Below are 16,385 nucleotides of genomic sequence, written 5' to 3' on the forward strand. Positions count from 1 at the left end.
CCATCCAATAGTAGCCCGGAATCCAGGATGTTGTCGGTTGTGGTAGCGTCTACTCCCTCACCTACGCTGGTCAGATTCTTAGTTGAACACAACCGTGCGAGTGCCGTTCAGTAGCACACGGTGTTCGGAGTGCCACTTCACTGCCTGCGCGAGGACGCGGCGCTCCACATCTTGGCCTTCAGCAACGAGGTCGCGGGTTGATTCACGGTGGGTCACGCGAGTGACGTCCTGCTCGATAATCGGACCTTCGTCAAGGTCCGCAGTCACGTAATGCGCGGTTGCACCAATCAGTTTCACACCGCGGTCGTGAGCTTGCGCGTAGGGCCTCGCCCCTTTGAAAGATGGCAGGAACGAGTGATGAATGTTGATGACATTGCCAGCAAGCTCATTACATAGGCTGTCAGACAGAATCTGCATGTAGCGAGCCAGCACAACCAGTTCAATGTTTTCGGCGCGGACGAGGTTCAAAAGCTCATCCTCTGCAGCAGCCTTTGTGTCTTTCGTAACCGGAATGCACAGGAACGGAATGCCATAGAACTGCGCAACGGGTGCGAGGTCCGGGTGGTTACCAACAATCGCTACGACATCGATAGGAAGGTCAGCGTATCGCTGGCGGTAAAGCAGATCGGTCAGGCAGTGCCCTTCTTTGGAAACCATGATGATCGTGCGAAGAGGGCGGCCGTACAGGTCAAGATTCCAGACTGCGTCAAATCGCTTAGCGAACTCTTTCATCCCCACCTCAATGGGCGCGCGCCCCGCGGGACAGTCGAGTTCTACGCGCATGAAGAACAGGCCCGTGTCCGGGTCGCCAAACTGTTGCGACTGGATGATGTTGCCCTGGTTCTCCACGATTATGTTAGAAACCGCGTGCACGATGCCCGGCCCGTCCGGACATGAGATAGTGAGGATAAGTTTGGTGTCACTTACGTTTTCTTCAGCCATGCGTCCCACTTTAAACCAAAGCCGAAAGGGTTAATAACTTTGCATACCAAAGGCGGCTCGCCGGCCAGACAAAAGGTCTAGCTGCGAGCCGCCTCTAGCGTAATCTGCTTACTTTACGAAGCCGAGGGCGCGCACGGCGTCACGCTCTTCTTCAAGAGCCTTAACGTTGCGTGCGATGCCGGCCTTCTGACGATCGTCAAGCTCGAGGCCCTGAACGATCTCCCACTCGCCACCGGTGGAGGTTACCGGGAAGCCGTAAATGAGGCCTTCGGGTACGCCGTAGGATCCGTCAGATACGGAGCCGGAGGTTACCCAGTCGCCTTCCGGCGTGCCGTTTACCCAGTCGTGCATGTGGTCGATCGCTGCAGAGGCAGCCGATGCTGCCGAGGAAGCGCCACGTGCCTCAATGATGGCCGCGCCGCGCTTTGCGACGGTAGGAACGAAGTATTCGTCCAGCCATGCCTCGTCAACCAAATCCTTAGCGGACTTACCATCAACGCGAGCGTAGGTAACATCCGGGAACTGGTCTGCCGAGTGGTTACCCCAAACAACCATGTCCTTGATGAGGCGCGACGGCACCTGCAGCTTGTGAGAAAGCTGCGACATTGCGCGGTTGTGATCCAGGCGCATCATCGCGGTGAAACGCGAATCCGGTACGTCCGGAGCCGCTGCCGAAGCAATCAGAGCGTTGGTGTTAGCCGGGTTGCCAACCACGAGCACGCGAACGTCATCAGCCGCGTTGTCGTTGATTGCCTTACCCTGCGGGCCGAAGATACCACCGTTTGCCTCGAGCAGGTCAGCGCGCTCCATGCCCTTCGTACGGGGGCGAGCACCAACCAGGAATGCCGCGTTCGTGCCAGCAAACGCCTTGTTAGCGTCATCGAAGATGTCAACGCCTTCGAGGAGCGGGAATGCGGCGTCATCAAGCTCCATCGCGGTGCCTTCAGCGGCCTTCAGCGCCGGCGTGATCTCAAGGAGGTTCAGCTTTACAGGAACATCCTTGCCAAAAACAGCGCCCGAAGCGATGCGGAACAGCAGTGCGTAGCCAATGTTTCCGGCTGCGCCAGTAACGGTTACGATGCGAGCTTCTGTCATAGTGGAAATCTCCTTACGTTTTAGACAGCTAGGGTCAAATGACCCACCTCTCCTATCGTAGCGCGCACACCGCTCAAGAGTTAGCTAACGCCCCCACTTTCGGTGCACCTTTGGGCGCCTAAAGCGAGGGCGTTAGCGCAATTTACCGGTTACTTGTCGCGATGCTCCAGGTAGTAGCTGATTAGCGACCTCGTGGACGGGTCCTGTGCGTCAAGCACTTCACGGTCTCCCGCCACGGCCGGCGTCAGTTCGCGCGCAAGCTCCTTACCAAGCTCAACGCCCCACTGGTCAAACGAGTCAATACCCCAAATGATGCCCTGCACAAACGTGATGTGCTCATACAGTGCAATCAGCTGGCCCAGAACGGATGGGGTGAGCACCGGCGCCATAATCGAGGTCGTCGGCTTGTTACCCTCAAACACGCGGGCCGGAACGATGTGTTCGGGTGTGCCCTGGGCGCGAACCTCGTCCGCCGTCTTACCAAATGCCAAAGCCTTGGTCTGGGCAAAGAAGTTGCCGAGGAACAGGTCATGCATGTCGGCGTCCTCGTCTTGCAACGGCCATGCCGGGTTCGCAAACGCGATGAAGTCAGCCGGCACAAGGCGAGTGCCCTGGTGGATCAACTGGTAGAACGCGTGCTGGCCGTTGGTGCCGGGTTCACCCCAGAACACCTCTCCGGTCTGGTAGTTAACCGGCTTGCCGTCCCACGTGACGCTCTTGCCGTTAGACTCCATCGTGAGCTGCTGCAAGTACGCAGGGAAGCGGTGCAGATACTGCGAGTACGGAAGCACAGCGTGAGTATGGGCGCCGAGGAAGTTCGTGTACCACACGTTCAGCAAAGCCATGAGGACAGGAACATTGGCTCCCCATTCCTCGGTGCGGAAATGCTCATCCATGTCGTGGAAGCCAGCCAGGAACTCCTCGAAAGCTTCCGGGCCGAGCACAATCGCCAGTGACGTACCTACCGCCGAATCAACCGAGTAGCGGCCTCCAACCCAATCCCAAAAACCAAACGCGTTCTGCGGGTCGATGCCAAACTCTTCAACCTTATCCAAGGCCGTGGACACGGCGATGAAGTGCTTGCGCACTGCCTCGGCCTTCGACTTGCCTTCGAGTGCTCCCGACTTTTCGAGGCCATCTAGTAGCCATTTACGCACAACCCGCGCGTTCGTGAGCGTCTCCAGCGTGGTGAACGTCTTCGAAGCAACGATCACGAGCGTAGTTTCCGGATCCAGGTCCTTCGTCTTCTCGCCCGCATCTGTTGGGTCAATATTCGAAATATAGCGCGCCTTGAGGCCTTCCTTCGCATACGGCTTCAGCGCCTCGTAGGCCATGACCGGGCCGAGGTCCGAACCGCCAATACCGATGTTCACAACCGTTTCAATCGGCTTTCCGGTTACGCCAACCCATTCGCCAGAACGTACCTTATTCGCAAAGGCGTACACGCGATCTAGCACCTCGTGTACATCCCGCACAACGTTTTGCCCGTCAATCTCAAGCGAAGCATCCTTAGGCAGGCGCAATGCTGTGTGCAACACCGAACGGTTCTCTGTCACGTTAATGCGCTGTCCACTAAACATGGCTTCAATGCGCTCTTCCAGATTCGTCTGCTCGGCAAGATCCAACAGTGCCTCAACAACCTCGTCGGTTACAAGGTTCTTTGACATGTCAACGCGCAGATCAGCAGCGTCGAACGTGAATCGATCTACGCGGCCAGAATCTTTTGCAAACCAGCCTCGCAGATCCGGGGCAAAATCCTTCGCAATAGCAGAAAGCTCACTCCACGCTTTCGTAGACGTAGGGTTCACTGGAGTTGTCATCGCCATTCCTTCTTTAGGTATAACCTCTTTTGAAATCTAGTATGTCACGACGTGATCGCCGTCTTCGATTGGAATTTCCACGGGAATCACGTCCCCGCGCGGCATCGACACCACCGGGATAACGGTTGCGAGCGAGAGCCACCACTGTTCGAAGGGGCGCCGGTTCTTGGTATCCAAGTGGTCCATCATGCGGCGCACAGGGAATGCTTGCATTTTGCCGCCGGCCTCACCGATGTAGCATGCGTCATCCCCACCGCGTGCAAAAATTTCATCCAGCACCGCGATCGCCTCGTATACGAGGCGCGTTGCAAGAAGCCGGTCAAACGGTGACGGGGCACCACCCTGCTGTAGGTGTCCGAGGGCAGAATGACGCACGTCGTACAGGCCCTCCCCTTCCGATTCAAAAACGCGGGCGAGGAACTCGCGGTTGTACTCGGGATGGGCCTCCTCATTTCGCACTACGAGGAACAGGCGCCGGCCCGCGCGGAACGATTGCTTTAGGTAGGCAACGTCCTTTGAAATGTCCGCGAGCGTAGTGGGTTCTTCATTCAGGTACACTTTTTCGGCGCCGCTCGCAATGGACGCCATGAGGGCCAGGTAACCGCATTTGCGTCCCATCGTTTCTGCAACGAAGCATCGACGCGAGGCGGCGGCAGACTCTTTGATTCGATCCAGCGCCCACACCGCGTTGTTGACCGCTGTGTCCGCACCAATGCTGAGCTCCGCGCCGGGCAGATTGTTATCGATAGTGGCTGGCACCAGAACCATGGGGATGTTGAACGCCGGGTAACGGCCACGCTCTTGGAACATGTCAAAAATCGACAGGTAGGCGTTCATTCCGCCAATCAGAAGCAACGCGTCGATCTTGTGTTCTTCGATGGCGCGCCCGATCGCATAGTACTGGTCAACGGTCGGCATGGTGCGGCGGGTACCAAGCTCGGCCCCACCCTTGAACGCCCAGCCTTCAACGTCAGACCAAGTCAGCTCCCGCACATTGCCATTCATCAAGCCGGTCATGGAGCCCTGCACACCCAGAATCTGCATGCCTTTGTCCAGACCAATACGCACAGCGGCTCGCGCAGCGGTGTTCATGCCCGGAGCTAACCCGCCCATGTGCATAACGGCTACCCGCTTTGCTCCCTCGGGAATCGCGGTATTGCCCGGCGGTTCGGACAGAATCTGGTTGATGCGCGTCATCTTCACAAAAGAGGCACCCCGCGACTCGATGGCCTTATCGAACTCTTTGTTTGCCACAAGTTCGGCAACGTTTCGGGTGGCCTCTACCGATTCAACTAGCGGAATGCGAGTCAACCGGTTCTTGCGCACGCCAATGATGTTAGCTGGCGTATCCGCGGTAGCCTTCAAAATTTCTTGCGCCGCCCCGTAACCCATGAGGGTCGGCATCCACCTGTCGTATGCCGAGGGCGTACCACCGCGCTGAACGTGCCCGAGGATCGTGATACGCGGTTTTTCTCCCAGGCGAGCCTCAATGGCCTCGGCTACCTGCGCCGACGTGATCCGGTTACCTTCCGAGTCTTTTGCCCCCTCGGCAACAATCACGATGGACTCACGCCTGCCCGCCTCGCGGCCCAAACGGAGCTTTTCCGACATGTCCTCTTCCCAGCCGGGCGTGGGTGGATTCTCGGGTGTGAAGACGTAGTCCGCGCCTCCCGCAACCGCTGACATGAGCGGCAGATAACCGCAGTGGCGCCCCATCACCTCGATGACGAACATGCGCTGGTGGGATGCGGCCGTTGACGAGATGTCGTCAATCGCCTCCACAATGCGGTTTAGCGCAGAGTCCGTACCGATCGTCATATCGGTGCCCACCATGTCGTTGTCGATCGAACCGACAATGCCCACAATCATGAGCGCGGGGTGAGCGCTGGCTACCTCTGGGGTGATCTCACCCGCCTCCAACAGGCCCTGGACGTGGCCGGGCCATTCCTTGCGGAACTCGTTAGTGCCGGTCAAAGACCCGTCGCCGCCAATCACAACCAGGCGGTCGATGCCCCTCTCGAGCAGATTCTTGCACGCGCGGCGCCGCCCCTCATACTCGTAGAACTCCGGGCTTCGGGCCGTGCCGATCACGGTTCCGCCCTCGTTCAAAATTGAGGACACGTCGGACCACGCCATTTCTTTGATCCGCTCACCGCCCTCAACGGCGCCCTGCCAGCCTTCCAAAATTGCGTACGGCGTGGCGCCCATCTCGAGGCTGGTGCGCACCACCGCGCGAACAGCCGCATTCATTCCTTGAGCGTCACCTCCCGATGTAAGCACGCCAACGCGTTTCTTCAAATCAGGAGACGGTGTCATCTAGACCTCCAAACTAGGAATAAGACCACTCCTATTATCGACTGTTTGGCACACACTTTGCCAAGTGTTCAGCAAATGTGACTCTCGTGAAGCATTTGCGCAAACGGCAGGGCACAACCCTCAAAGATTGGTTAAACCGGGGAAGGCGTTGTTGCCGCCGATATTGTTAGTGCCAGCCCCGCGATAATCGCGGTCAAGAACAGGGCATCAAACAGGGTGGAACGCGCACGCAGCCACGTGTGATCACGCGCCAAAATGCGGATTAAAAGCAGCACAACAAAAAACGCGACCAAGCCCCACAGCGCCGCCCGCACACTTGCCCACAGCGCAACCACCGTCAGACCCGCAATACAGGCCGCCACAAAAATGATTCCGGCCGCAACCACTGCTTTTTTACTCGACACGCCCTCCATCCTATCGGCTGGAGGGCGCGTCTACATTCGCCGTCTGGATTGTCACTCGATTCTAGTGCGAGAAGTGACGATTACCCGTGAAATACATGGTTATGCCGGCTTCCTGGGCTGCCTCGATCACTTCCTCATCACGAATAGACCCTCCCGGCTGGACCACCGCTTTCACGCCTGCATCGATCAAGAGCTGTAGTCCGTCAGCGAACGGGAAGAACGCGTCCGAGGCGGCTACCGCCCCTTCGCTTCGACGCGGAGCTTGCTCCACCTTGAGGTCCGCATTTGAAGCGCCCCCAACTCCGGCCTCCACCTTCGCGGCGTCACCGGTCTCGCGGCCCCCGAGGGTATTAGCCCGCTCCACTGCCAGACCACACGAGTCCACGCGGTTAACCTGGCCCATACCAACGCCCACCGATGCCTGGTCCTTTACCAGCAAAATCGCGTTTGAGCGCACCGCCCGAACCGTCTTCCACGCGAACTTCAAATCCGCAAGCGTCGCCGCATCGGCAGGAGCCCCTGACACCAGTTGCCAGTTTGCCGGGTCATCGCCGGTGGCATTCACGTCGTCACGATCTTGAGCCACGAGGCCTCCCGTGATCTGCTTAAACTCAACGGTTCCACGCGAAGGCGCCTCAACCGTTAGCAGACGGATGTTCTTCTTCTTAGCGAGGATCTCGAGGGCGCCGTCCTCGAATGACGGAGCCACTACCACCTCGGTGAAAATGGGGGCAACCTGCTTGGCCATCTCTACCGACACCGGGCGGTTTACCGCGATCACGCCGCCGAACGCAGACACCGCGTCACACGCGTGCGCCTTGCGGTGAGCCTGCGCAACGTCCTCACCCACCGCAATACCGCACGGATTGGCGTGCTTGATGATTGCAACACACGGTTCATCGTGATCATATGCCGCACGCAAGGCCGCGTCCGCGTCCGTGTAGTTGTTGTAAGACATGGCCTTGCCATGCAGTTGCTTTGCGCGAGCCAGGCCGCCAGTTTCCGTGCGACCTGCAAAACCAGCACCCGCATTCACATACACAGCGCCACACTGATGCGGGTTCTCGCCGTACCGAAGCGTATCTAAACGCTCCCATGTGCCCGCCAAGAAACCGGGAAGCGGCTCCTCATTACCCTGCTGCGCCTCGTCCTTGTCAATCTGTTGCGCAAACCAGGTGGCAACCGCCGCGTCATAAGTTGCGGTGTGGGCAAACGCTTGCGCGGCTAAGCGGCGACGCTGCTCATCTGTGAAACCACCAGCTTTAACCGCATCAATAACCTCGCCGTAGCGAGACGGATCAATCACCACCGCAACGGAAGCGTGATTCTTCGCCGCCGCGCGCACCATCGTTGGGCCGCCGATATCGATCTGCTCGATAGCCTCTTCAAACGTTGCGCCAAACGCGATCGTTTGTGCAAACGGGTACAGGTTCACAACCACGAGGTCGAACGGGGCAACGCCAAGCTCAGACAATTCATTGACGTGTTCCGGTTTTGTCCGATCAGCCAAAATACCCGCATGAATCCGCGGATGCAGAGTCTTAACGCGGCCGCCCAAGCATTCTGGGAAACCCGTGACCTTCTCAACGGGAGTAACCGCAACTCCAGCGTCTTCGATCAAACGGGCAGTCGAACCCGTAGAAACAACCTCCACGCCATTTTCGGCCAAAGCCTTAGCCAACTCCACCACGTTGGACTTATCAAAAACCGAAACCAGGGCGCGCTTAATTGCAGACATCATTCCTATCCAATCCTGCCCCACACCCAGGCGGGCGGCGTCGAAGGCACTGCTAGGCCGCTCCCCGGTGGTGATCCACCTGCGCCAGTCACGGCCACCCTCAGTGTAATAAACCCACTCTTGCAGGTTAAGGAATGTCCAAAAAGTGAGGCGCTAGCCTACCTCCACCCAGCGGCCTGTCGTAGTCCAACCCTCCCGCATCATTTTGCCCACAGTTTCAACCAGCTGGTGGCGCTCAGCCACCTGAATGCGCTCTAGCAGCTCGGCCAGCGTGTCACCTGCCTCAACGGGAACAACGCACTGGGCAATCACGCGGCCCGTATCCATTCCAGGATCCACAAAAAACAAGGTTGCGCCCGTATATTTAACGCCATAAGCGAGGGCATCTGCCGGACCGCGAATACCTGCAAAGGACGGCAGTAACGAGTTGTGCGTGTTCACGACGCGGCCATCGAAAGTATTTAGAAACTCGGGACCAAGCAGCTTCAAGAAACCAGCCGAAATCACCAGGTCAGGGTCAAAACCCTCTACAACCTCGGTCATAGCGCCGTCCCATTCTTCGCGGCTTGCATAGTCACTAACACGCTCCACGAAGGTGGGAATTCCTGCTTTTTCAGCGCGTTGCAAACCTTTAACTCCCGGACGATCCGAGCCTACGGCAACGACCTCGCACCCGTATCCGGGGTCTTCACACGCGTCGATAAGTGCTTGCAGGTTTGTGCCAGAACCAGAAATGAGGACTACCAAACGCGCAGCTTTCACGCCGGCTGATGACTGCGACGGCGAGTACTGCGTGCCCGCTGCGGGAACGCGCTCCCCCATCTCCTGCACCGACTCAGCCTGGACGTGCGGCGATACTTTGAGACTCGAAGCCGCGATACCCGCCTGCGCCGCGTTCCTGTCCGTGGCGGACATTTTGCTGGGAGATTCTGCGGAAGTCGTCACTGCTGCTCCTTGAACGACGATAATCCGATTACTAGTTTCAAATCCTCACCCGGTTTCGTCAACCTTGGTCTCAATTTGTCTCGCTTTGGTCGAGGGAAACTTCTTGATCTACATCCGGATCAGGCTGCTCCTGATCCCCACTATCTTCCTGCGCAAGATCCGGCTGACCGATCTGATCGTCGCTGGTTGTCTTCCGACTAATCTTCTTGGAGGTCGAGCGCGTGACGTGGGATAAGGCTGCTCCTGCCTGCGCATACTTCGCAAGGAAGAACGGGTGCGCCAGCGCATATACCACCGCCGCGCTCAAACCAACTTCTAGCGCTGCGAACGCTACGGCGTAAACCAGGCGTGGCCCCAAAAGCCCCATTCGTGCGACACCGAGGCTACCCATCGAAAGCCACATCCACGCCGCAACCAGCACCAGGAGGGTTAGCACGTACATTGAGGCATGCACCAGGTGGTCGGCCAGGTTCGCTTCCTGCCTCCACTTCACTGCGGCAACGCCCAGCAAAACACCGAGCACGATAGGAATCAGTACAACCCAAATTCCTACCTCTGTCTGCGGGATAGCTCCCAGGATCGGGATGGCAGGAATCGCGGCTACATCTGCACGCGAAGGCGTGACTATCGCATCCGAAGCGGTGTAAAAGCCTGGCCCCATTAGCCATGACGCGGCCCAACCGGCCACATTAGGAAGGTACAGAGCCTGAGTAATCCAAATGATTACGGAGTCAAAAACCGAGGCGTTAAGTAGATCCGTTATGCCTCTTATGCGGCTCCAGCCGGCAATGATCCCGACGAGGCCGGTCACCATTCCCACCGAAAAGAGTGCGGCGAGAGCAGCTACTGCGTCTTTGATGGCACGCAGGTACGGGCCTACGCCAGGTTTAGATTCCAGATCCAAATCCTGCGGCTCCAGCGACCACACCCACGCCAGGGCCGATACAAAGAGGCTCCCAAGGATCAGCTGGGGTAGCGACGCGCTCGTTTTGTTGAATAATGCCAGCAAAAGCACGACCCCTAGGTATGCCGGTATGAACAGCGCTGAACCACGCCAGCTTGCAACGCTTGCCCGCGCTAATCCGGCTCTGGCCAGCGCCACGTGCATGATTGTTAGCCCCAGCGGAATCATCTTGTAGCTTGCGCCAGCGATCTTCACGCTGGCACCGTATGACATCGCCCAAAAGTCGCTACCCACCGAGATTGCGGAGTTCCAATCGGCCTCCATCATCCACGGATTCGACGCGTTGGCCAGGAAACTAACCAACGCAACTGCGGCGATTAGTGCCCACGAGAAGAACGCAGTTTCGAGGGCTGCGAGCAGTAACTGCGGCCAACCCGCGGGCGGGCGCACCACAATGACCTTGCGCTCCACGGGCGTTCGCGCCACGGTTTGAACAGCATCGGATTGTTCAGCTGGTTCACTCTCGGTCTCTTTCAGGGACTGCGCAGGCTCTTGTTCAACCTGCCCGTCCATATCTTCTTCGATTTCGTCTTGCGAGGGAGTAGCTTCCAGCTCGTCTAGAAGATCTTGTTCGATGAGTGCGCGCTCCACGTTGGTGAGACGCTCGGTTGGAAGTTCGTGTGGTGCGCGCGGATCTGCGGCACGTCGGTTCTGCCGGCTGCGAGCCTGCGCAATGGCCCGGCGCAACTCCTCGGCGTCTCGCCGCGGGTTTGACACACCGGTCTCCTGGTCGCGACGGCGCTGCTCTAAAACGCGCTCGCGAACCTGATCGGCGTGTGCCTTACGAGCTAACTTCCGCTCGCTCGCTTCCCGTTCTTTCTTGCTCGGCCGGTGCGCGCGCTCGCGCTCACTTCGATCCCCTGTGTTTTCTCGCATCATTTCTATCTTGGTTCAAACCGCCGTCTTTATCGCGGCGAATTGCCGGTGTGTCCACCAAACGCGACACTGCTATCGCGTGGGAGCAACACAAAAGGGCGGCCTCCACGATCTGAACTGTCCCCCGGAAGTTGGACTGATTTATTCAGTTTTTCTTCCGGGGGATTTGTATGCATCCGAGATCTACGTTGACTCATGAGCAGCGTGCGGCGCTGGTGGGTTTGTTTGAGCAGGGTTTTGGTTACAAGAGTGCGGCTTGTTGAAGCGTCCTGGGTTTTGTTCCGCTTCTTATATGGGGGTCAGCTCGGCCGCCCGGTGTTGATTGTAGCTGGTGATGGCCTCCTCAGGGGTGGTGTAGTCCAGGGCCTCGTGTAGGCGCTCGTTGTTCCACCAATGGACCCAGTTCAGGGTTGCCCATTCGACTTCGGTACATGACCTCCAGGTTTGGGAGTAGATCAGCTCGGCCTTGTAAAGCCCGTTGACGGTCTCGGCTAGGGCATTGTCGTAGGAATCGCCAACGCTGCCGGTTGAGGGTTTGATTCCGTAGTCAGTGAGTTTCTCGCTGTAGGTGATGCTCGTGTACTGAGATCCATGATCAGAATGGTGAACAAGATTGGATAGGTTTTGTCTGGCGTTCATGATTGCCTGCTCGAGCGCCTCCAACGGTAACGCCTCTGTTGTCATCGAGGTCCGGGTCGCCCAGCCAACGATCTTACGACTGAAAACATCGGTGACGAAGGCCGTGTAGACGAACCCGGACAGGGTACGGACATAGGTGATATCGGCGATCCACAACCGGTTCGGACCCACAGCCTTGAACTGCCGCTGTACTAAGTCGGGGCAAGTATCGGGAACTGGTGCTGGCCGAGTTGTCACAGGTCTACGTCCGCGGCGTATCCCACTAATTCCAGCGATTTTCATGAGCCGAGCCACCTGGTCACGGCCAATATCCCAGCCGGCACGCCTAGCTGCGTGCCAGAGCTTACGCACACCATAAACACTGAAGTTCTTCTGGTGAATCTCACGTAGTACTTCAATCAGGATCTGGTCTCGTATGCTCCTGGTGCTCGCAGGCCGGCTCTTAGCGGCCCGGTACCCCCGAGGAGTGATAAACCCTCCTTCAAGGTGTTCGCAAAGGACCCGGCACACGAACTCGACTGAGTAGTGATCGCGGTACTGGTCAATGAAAGCGATCATTAACTCCCGGGGTGTTCGAGTTCTCGTGCGAAAAAAGCCGAAGCAAGCTTCAAAATCTCGTTCGCCCGCCGTAACTCTGCATTCTCACGTTTAAGCCGTTTAATTTCCTCGTGTTCCTCACGAGTTAAGCCCTGGCGTTGTCCAGAGTCGATCAGAGACTGTTCGTACCAGCGACGCATCGACTCAACTGAAATCCCCAGTCGAGGGGCAATCTCGTTAATTGCTCTCCACTGCGTGCACGACCGGTCATCAGCAAGGCGATCGGCGACCATCCGCACCGCACGGTCCTTAAATTCTTGTGAATACCTCTTCGGCATGTTCCAATCCTCTCAAAAACAGGTAGGAACAAAACCCAGGACGCTTCAGAATATCGGAATCATGCCCTCGTAGCCTAAGAACCCCTACTATTAAACTGTCTAACTTTCAGGGGACAGTTCACTATGGGCGTTGACCATTCTGTCAATTTGGCTCAAGGGATCGCGTCAGGCTTTAAAGACGGACTAGGAAAATAGAAGGAAATTATTCAATGGTTGAGCCGATGAAGTTTGGGCCGGAACAGAATATACCGTCCCCATACACTAAGAACTTGCCGCTCTTGTTGCGGAAGATGAGCAAGTACCCCGAAGAAACACGAGTATTTAACCAGGCACCAATTCTACTGGGTGTGGGAATACCCGGAGCACTCCTAATGACCCTAACAGCACTAGTCATGACACCCGCTTACTTCCGCGGTACCAATGATGACCTCGCCTCGGTTATCGCACCAATACTAATGGCACTCTTTATGTACACCCTGACGGCTATCGGACTGTTCCGCCGCTACGGTGTAGACCAAGACAAAGTCTGGTCAAAATTCGGCAAGATTTACTATAAGGAAGTCCGCTTCGACGAAATCACTGACATCAAACTCAGTGTTGCCAACCAGCGCTACAAGTTCTACAAAGGTGAAAAGAAAATCAACCTGGACTACACGCGCTTCGACTACACGCTGGCTTTCATCCGCCTACTAGAAGAACTCCAACACCGCCGCTTCACACTCTACGGAGTATCACCAGATGACCCCAGCTGGGAAGACGAAGCCCAAATGGCCCGAAATGACGTAGCCTGGAATGCCTATGACAACCACCGCAAATACTACAACTCCCACCCCGAAGAACTCGCCAAACTAAACGCGCTAGTCCAACCACCGGCAACTGCTAAGAGTGCAACCCAGTCCGAGTAGCCAAGCTGGAAGTAGAACTAGGTCCGACCAGCAAGCTTAGATATCTAGTTTTCCCGGGGCTTCACGATTTTCTCAAAAGTCGTGAAGCCCCGACTTGATTGAAATACTGAGATCATGCTGATTTCCAAAATTCGAGAACAGTTCGCTGAAGCCGTTCGTAAACGCGTCGCTGGATCTGACCGAAAGGATCGAGCCGACCTCATTTGGCGCGCCCCCGGAGAACGCTGGTTCACGAACGCGGACCCAATCGTGAAAGTACAGGGTGCTCCCACCATGTACATTGGCGGAATCCGCGCCCTCCTGCTACAAAGTCTGCACCCACTGGCAATGGCGGGCGTGGCTGGACATTCTGGATATCAGGATGACCCGTGGGGACGGTTACAACGCACTGCGGATTACGTTGCGACAACCACGTTCGCGCGAAAAGAAGACGTGGAGAAAATGATCGCCCACGTGCGTCGCATCCACGAACACATAAAGGGCGAGCTGCCGGATGGGCGCCCGTATGCTGCGTCTGATCCTCACCTGTTGACGTGGGTTCACTGCGCGGAAAGCGAGTCGTTCTTAACCGCGTATCAGAACCTCAGTCCACGTCCCTTAACACCCGAGGAATGCGATACATATGTAGCCCAAACTGCGATTTCCGCCAAAATGCTGGGAGTAACAAATCCGCCCCATAGCGTCGATGAACTCTACAAAATGATGGCGTTCTATGGTCCCGAACTCGAGTTTTCACCAGCCGCCGCAGACGTCGTAGACCTCCTGATCGACAACCCACCACTGTCGCCCCCAATGAAATGGGGGTACGACATGTTGAAGAATGGTGCGATCGCTCTGCTACCCGGTTCCGCCAGGATCATGCTCGGGCTTGCAGACTCCAACGACCCGTCACATGTGAGCCTACAAGACGCGCTTTGGCGCCGTCCCATCGCGCGTTTCGCGACCGCGGCACTTCGTCGCACACTGGGGCAAGTGATGCTTCCAAACGAAAATGACGAGGGCGTGGCTCACAACTCCAACAAAAATAGTTCCCACACGCGGGGCGCGCGGCTGGCCCACCGTCACGCCAAACAAGCGGCCATAAGAGTTCCCGCGCACGCGGGGTGCGCGGGAACTATGTCTCGGGCGGTTTTGTGGCCGGATTAGGAGTTGATACGCCTGCTCCAAACGGCGACTCCACCTGCAGCCAAAAGAAGTCCCGCAACTGCAGCCAGGCCAGCAGTGTTAACACCGGTCTTGGCTAGTTCGCCACTCCGCTTTTCGGCGTGCGTTCCCAAGTTGTCAGACTTGGTAGCGTCTGACTTAGACGCTCCAACATTTTGCGAGTCATCCGTGTTGTCACCAGACTCCTCGCCTGCCCCATTCGAGTCTTTATCGCCAGAGCTTATTTCCGGTTCAGTTGGCTCCGTAGGATCGACTGAATCAGTGGGCTTGGGATCGACAGTTCCAGGCCCACCCTCGTCATTCGAACACGAGATCGGGACAGCACGCAACGCAGCTGATTTTTCACCGTCTGCAAAGAACCATGCAAAGCCGGCCCCTTCCTGGCAGTCGGATTCGGCGTAGCCTTCGTTGTTCAGGTTCGGCATGCCGCCGGGACGTTCATAGTGGACAACGCGCGGGCTGTCGGTGCCGTCAAAGAAGATTTCGGCGATAACGCCCTCGTAGCCGTCATCGGACAGGATGCGCAGGGTATTGCGGCTGTAATCAAGCCCCATAGCGCCACCGATGAAGGAGTCGTAGGAGGTCAGCAGGGTCGCGTCCGATCCTGCAACAAATGGTGTAACTTCGCCTTGTTCCTTGAGAGAGAAGGCATAAACGTGGCCGTTATCTTCCAGTGCGACTACAAAGACGCCGTCAGCGACCGCGTTCGGGTAGTTTGCGGGATCGTAAGCTTCGCCCGTGTTCTCGTCGAATAGGCGGCCCTTGGCTTCGGCGTTCGGGATCCACTCGATAGCTTCGATACCCATGTTTGCGCTGACTTCAGGAAGCAGGTCGGTGATGTGCCACTCGGCGGATGCGACCACGTCCGGGCCTTCCGCGTCCTTGATGAAGCGGGCGCGCTTGCCGTCTTCCCAGCCGTCTGCAAACTGAACGGTTCCGTCGGCCTGCGGGACGAGCTTCCAGAACTTACCCGTTCCGTTATCTACCGCCCACAGGAATCCGTCGGCGTAGTCAAGGCCGGAGGAGTCCTCCAGGAACGTTGGAGCCTCATCAACTACGACCGGCGGCTCACCAGTCGAGTAGTACTGAAGCAGATCCGGAATACCATCACAGGCGTTTCGTTCACCCGGCGTGGCTTCACGCGTCTGCGCAAAGTCATCAGTCATGTCCGGGCAGCGACCGTAGGTGTGGTCTGCGTGTTCGGTCCAGCTGTACTCTTCAACCAGCATGTCACCGTCAAAGACTCGCACGGAATCCGCGCCACCCAGACCGAAACCGGGGTCGCCACAGGCGTTGAGCTGCCCCTTCGTGGTGATTGCGACGTCAACGAACTCGCCGGTGCCGTCAGGGCAGCGAGACCAGTTTTCGTTGGCGTTAACTTCGTAGGTGTAGGAATCGACAAGCTCTTCACCGTTGAATAGGCGGGCCGTGTCGCCCTTGCCGAATCCGAACGTGAAGTCGGTGCCTTCAACTAGGACCTTGAATTCACCGGGAGCGATCGAACCGCTCAGGTCCGCCTCGCCCGGGCGATCCTTGTCATCATGGAGTGACCAGCCGGTCAGGTCCACAGTTTCGGTTCCAGCGTTGTACAGCTCAATGGAGTCGTTAGCTCCAGGAACCAGCGCGTCTCCGTAAACAATCTCGTTGATGACAACCATGCAACAGTGATGCCCTAGGAAGGAGAAAGTTAAAACGACGTTAA

At 57.3% G+C, this 16,385-nt stretch carries 12 protein-coding genes and 1 riboswitch; of the genes, 2 read left to right on the plus strand and 10 right to left on the minus strand.

The window, feature by feature from the left end; translation table 11 throughout:
* Positions 1 to 78 precede the first annotated feature (78 nt).
* The 9 genes from purU to BQ7114_RS01135 form a co-directional block, all read right to left on the minus strand.
* Positions 79 to 942: a formyltetrahydrofolate deformylase gene (purU, locus tag BQ7114_RS01095; RefSeq protein WP_072340778.1), complete on the minus strand. Its 864-nt coding sequence runs from the start codon at positions 940 to 942 to the stop codon at positions 79 to 81.
* 108 nt (positions 943 to 1,050) lie between these two features.
* On the minus strand, positions 1,051 to 2,037 hold the full coding sequence (locus BQ7114_RS01100; RefSeq protein ID WP_072340781.1) for a malate dehydrogenase: 987 nt from the start codon (positions 2,035 to 2,037) through the stop codon (positions 1,051 to 1,053).
* 149 nt (positions 2,038 to 2,186) lie between these two features.
* The gene (gene pgi, locus BQ7114_RS01105; protein ID WP_407638934.1) at positions 2,187 to 3,857 is read right to left on the minus strand and encodes a glucose-6-phosphate isomerase; all 1,671 of its coding nucleotides are present in this window, start codon (positions 3,855 to 3,857) and stop codon (positions 2,187 to 2,189) included.
* A gap of 36 nt (positions 3,858 to 3,893) precedes the next feature.
* Positions 3,894 to 6,173, minus strand: coding sequence for a 6-phosphofructokinase (locus tag BQ7114_RS01110; RefSeq protein ID WP_072340788.1), 2,280 nt, complete (start codon positions 6,171 to 6,173; stop codon positions 3,894 to 3,896).
* Between the two features lie 131 nt (positions 6,174 to 6,304).
* Positions 6,305 to 6,577, minus strand: coding sequence for a hypothetical protein (locus tag BQ7114_RS01115; RefSeq protein ID WP_143236762.1), 273 nt, complete (start codon positions 6,575 to 6,577; stop codon positions 6,305 to 6,307).
* Positions 6,578 to 6,638: 61 nt separating this feature from the next.
* The gene (gene purH / locus BQ7114_RS01120) at positions 6,639 to 8,318 is read right to left on the minus strand and encodes a bifunctional phosphoribosylaminoimidazolecarboxamide formyltransferase/IMP cyclohydrolase (protein WP_072340794.1); all 1,680 of its coding nucleotides are present in this window, start codon (positions 8,316 to 8,318) and stop codon (positions 6,639 to 6,641) included.
* A gap of 14 nt (positions 8,319 to 8,332) precedes the next feature.
* Positions 8,333 to 8,417, minus strand: a riboswitch (ZMP/ZTP riboswitch).
* A 51-nt stretch (positions 8,418 to 8,468) separates the two neighbouring features.
* Positions 8,469 to 9,260 (minus strand): phosphoribosylglycinamide formyltransferase, encoded by a 792-nt coding sequence (gene purN, locus BQ7114_RS01125; RefSeq protein ID WP_230205930.1) that lies wholly within the window; start codon positions 9,258 to 9,260, stop codon positions 8,469 to 8,471.
* Positions 9,261 to 9,330: 70 nt separating this feature from the next.
* Positions 9,331 to 11,100, minus strand: a complete 1,770-nt coding sequence (locus BQ7114_RS01130; protein ID WP_143236763.1) for a cell division protein PerM — start codon at positions 11,098 to 11,100, stop codon at positions 9,331 to 9,333.
* A gap of 288 nt (positions 11,101 to 11,388) precedes the next feature.
* Positions 11,389 to 12,614, minus strand: a protein-coding gene (locus BQ7114_RS01135; protein ID WP_230205931.1) for an IS3 family transposase whose coding sequence is annotated in 2 segments (ribosomal slippage) — positions 11,389 to 12,335 and positions 12,335 to 12,614 — 1,227 coding nt in all. Because the reading frame shifts where the segments join, the coding sequence is not laid out codon by codon here.
* A gap of 209 nt (positions 12,615 to 12,823) precedes the next feature.
* On the opposite strand from BQ7114_RS01135, the gene BQ7114_RS01145 reads away from it, so the two are divergent.
* Positions 12,824 to 13,519 carry a hypothetical protein gene (locus tag BQ7114_RS01145; RefSeq protein ID WP_072340806.1) on the plus strand — a complete coding sequence of 232 codons (696 nt, stop codon included), beginning with the start codon at positions 12,824 to 12,826 and terminating at the stop codon, positions 13,517 to 13,519.
* Between the two features lie 114 nt (positions 13,520 to 13,633).
* Positions 13,634 to 14,665, plus strand: coding sequence for an oxygenase MpaB family protein (locus BQ7114_RS01150; RefSeq protein ID WP_083431678.1), 1,032 nt, complete (start codon positions 13,634 to 13,636; stop codon positions 14,663 to 14,665).
* Here the strand turns inward: BQ7114_RS01150 and BQ7114_RS01155 are convergent.
* On the minus strand, positions 14,662 to 16,341 hold the full coding sequence (locus tag BQ7114_RS01155) for a lamin tail domain-containing protein (RefSeq protein WP_072340809.1): 1,680 nt from the start codon (positions 16,339 to 16,341) through the stop codon (positions 14,662 to 14,664). The two genes, BQ7114_RS01150 and BQ7114_RS01155, sit on opposite strands and share 4 nt — an antisense overlap.
* Positions 16,342 to 16,385 lie beyond the last annotated feature (44 nt).

The organism is Actinomyces urinae (assembly GCF_900119695.1).
GTDB classification, from domain to species: domain Bacteria; phylum Actinomycetota; class Actinomycetes; order Actinomycetales; family Actinomycetaceae; genus Gleimia; species Gleimia urinae.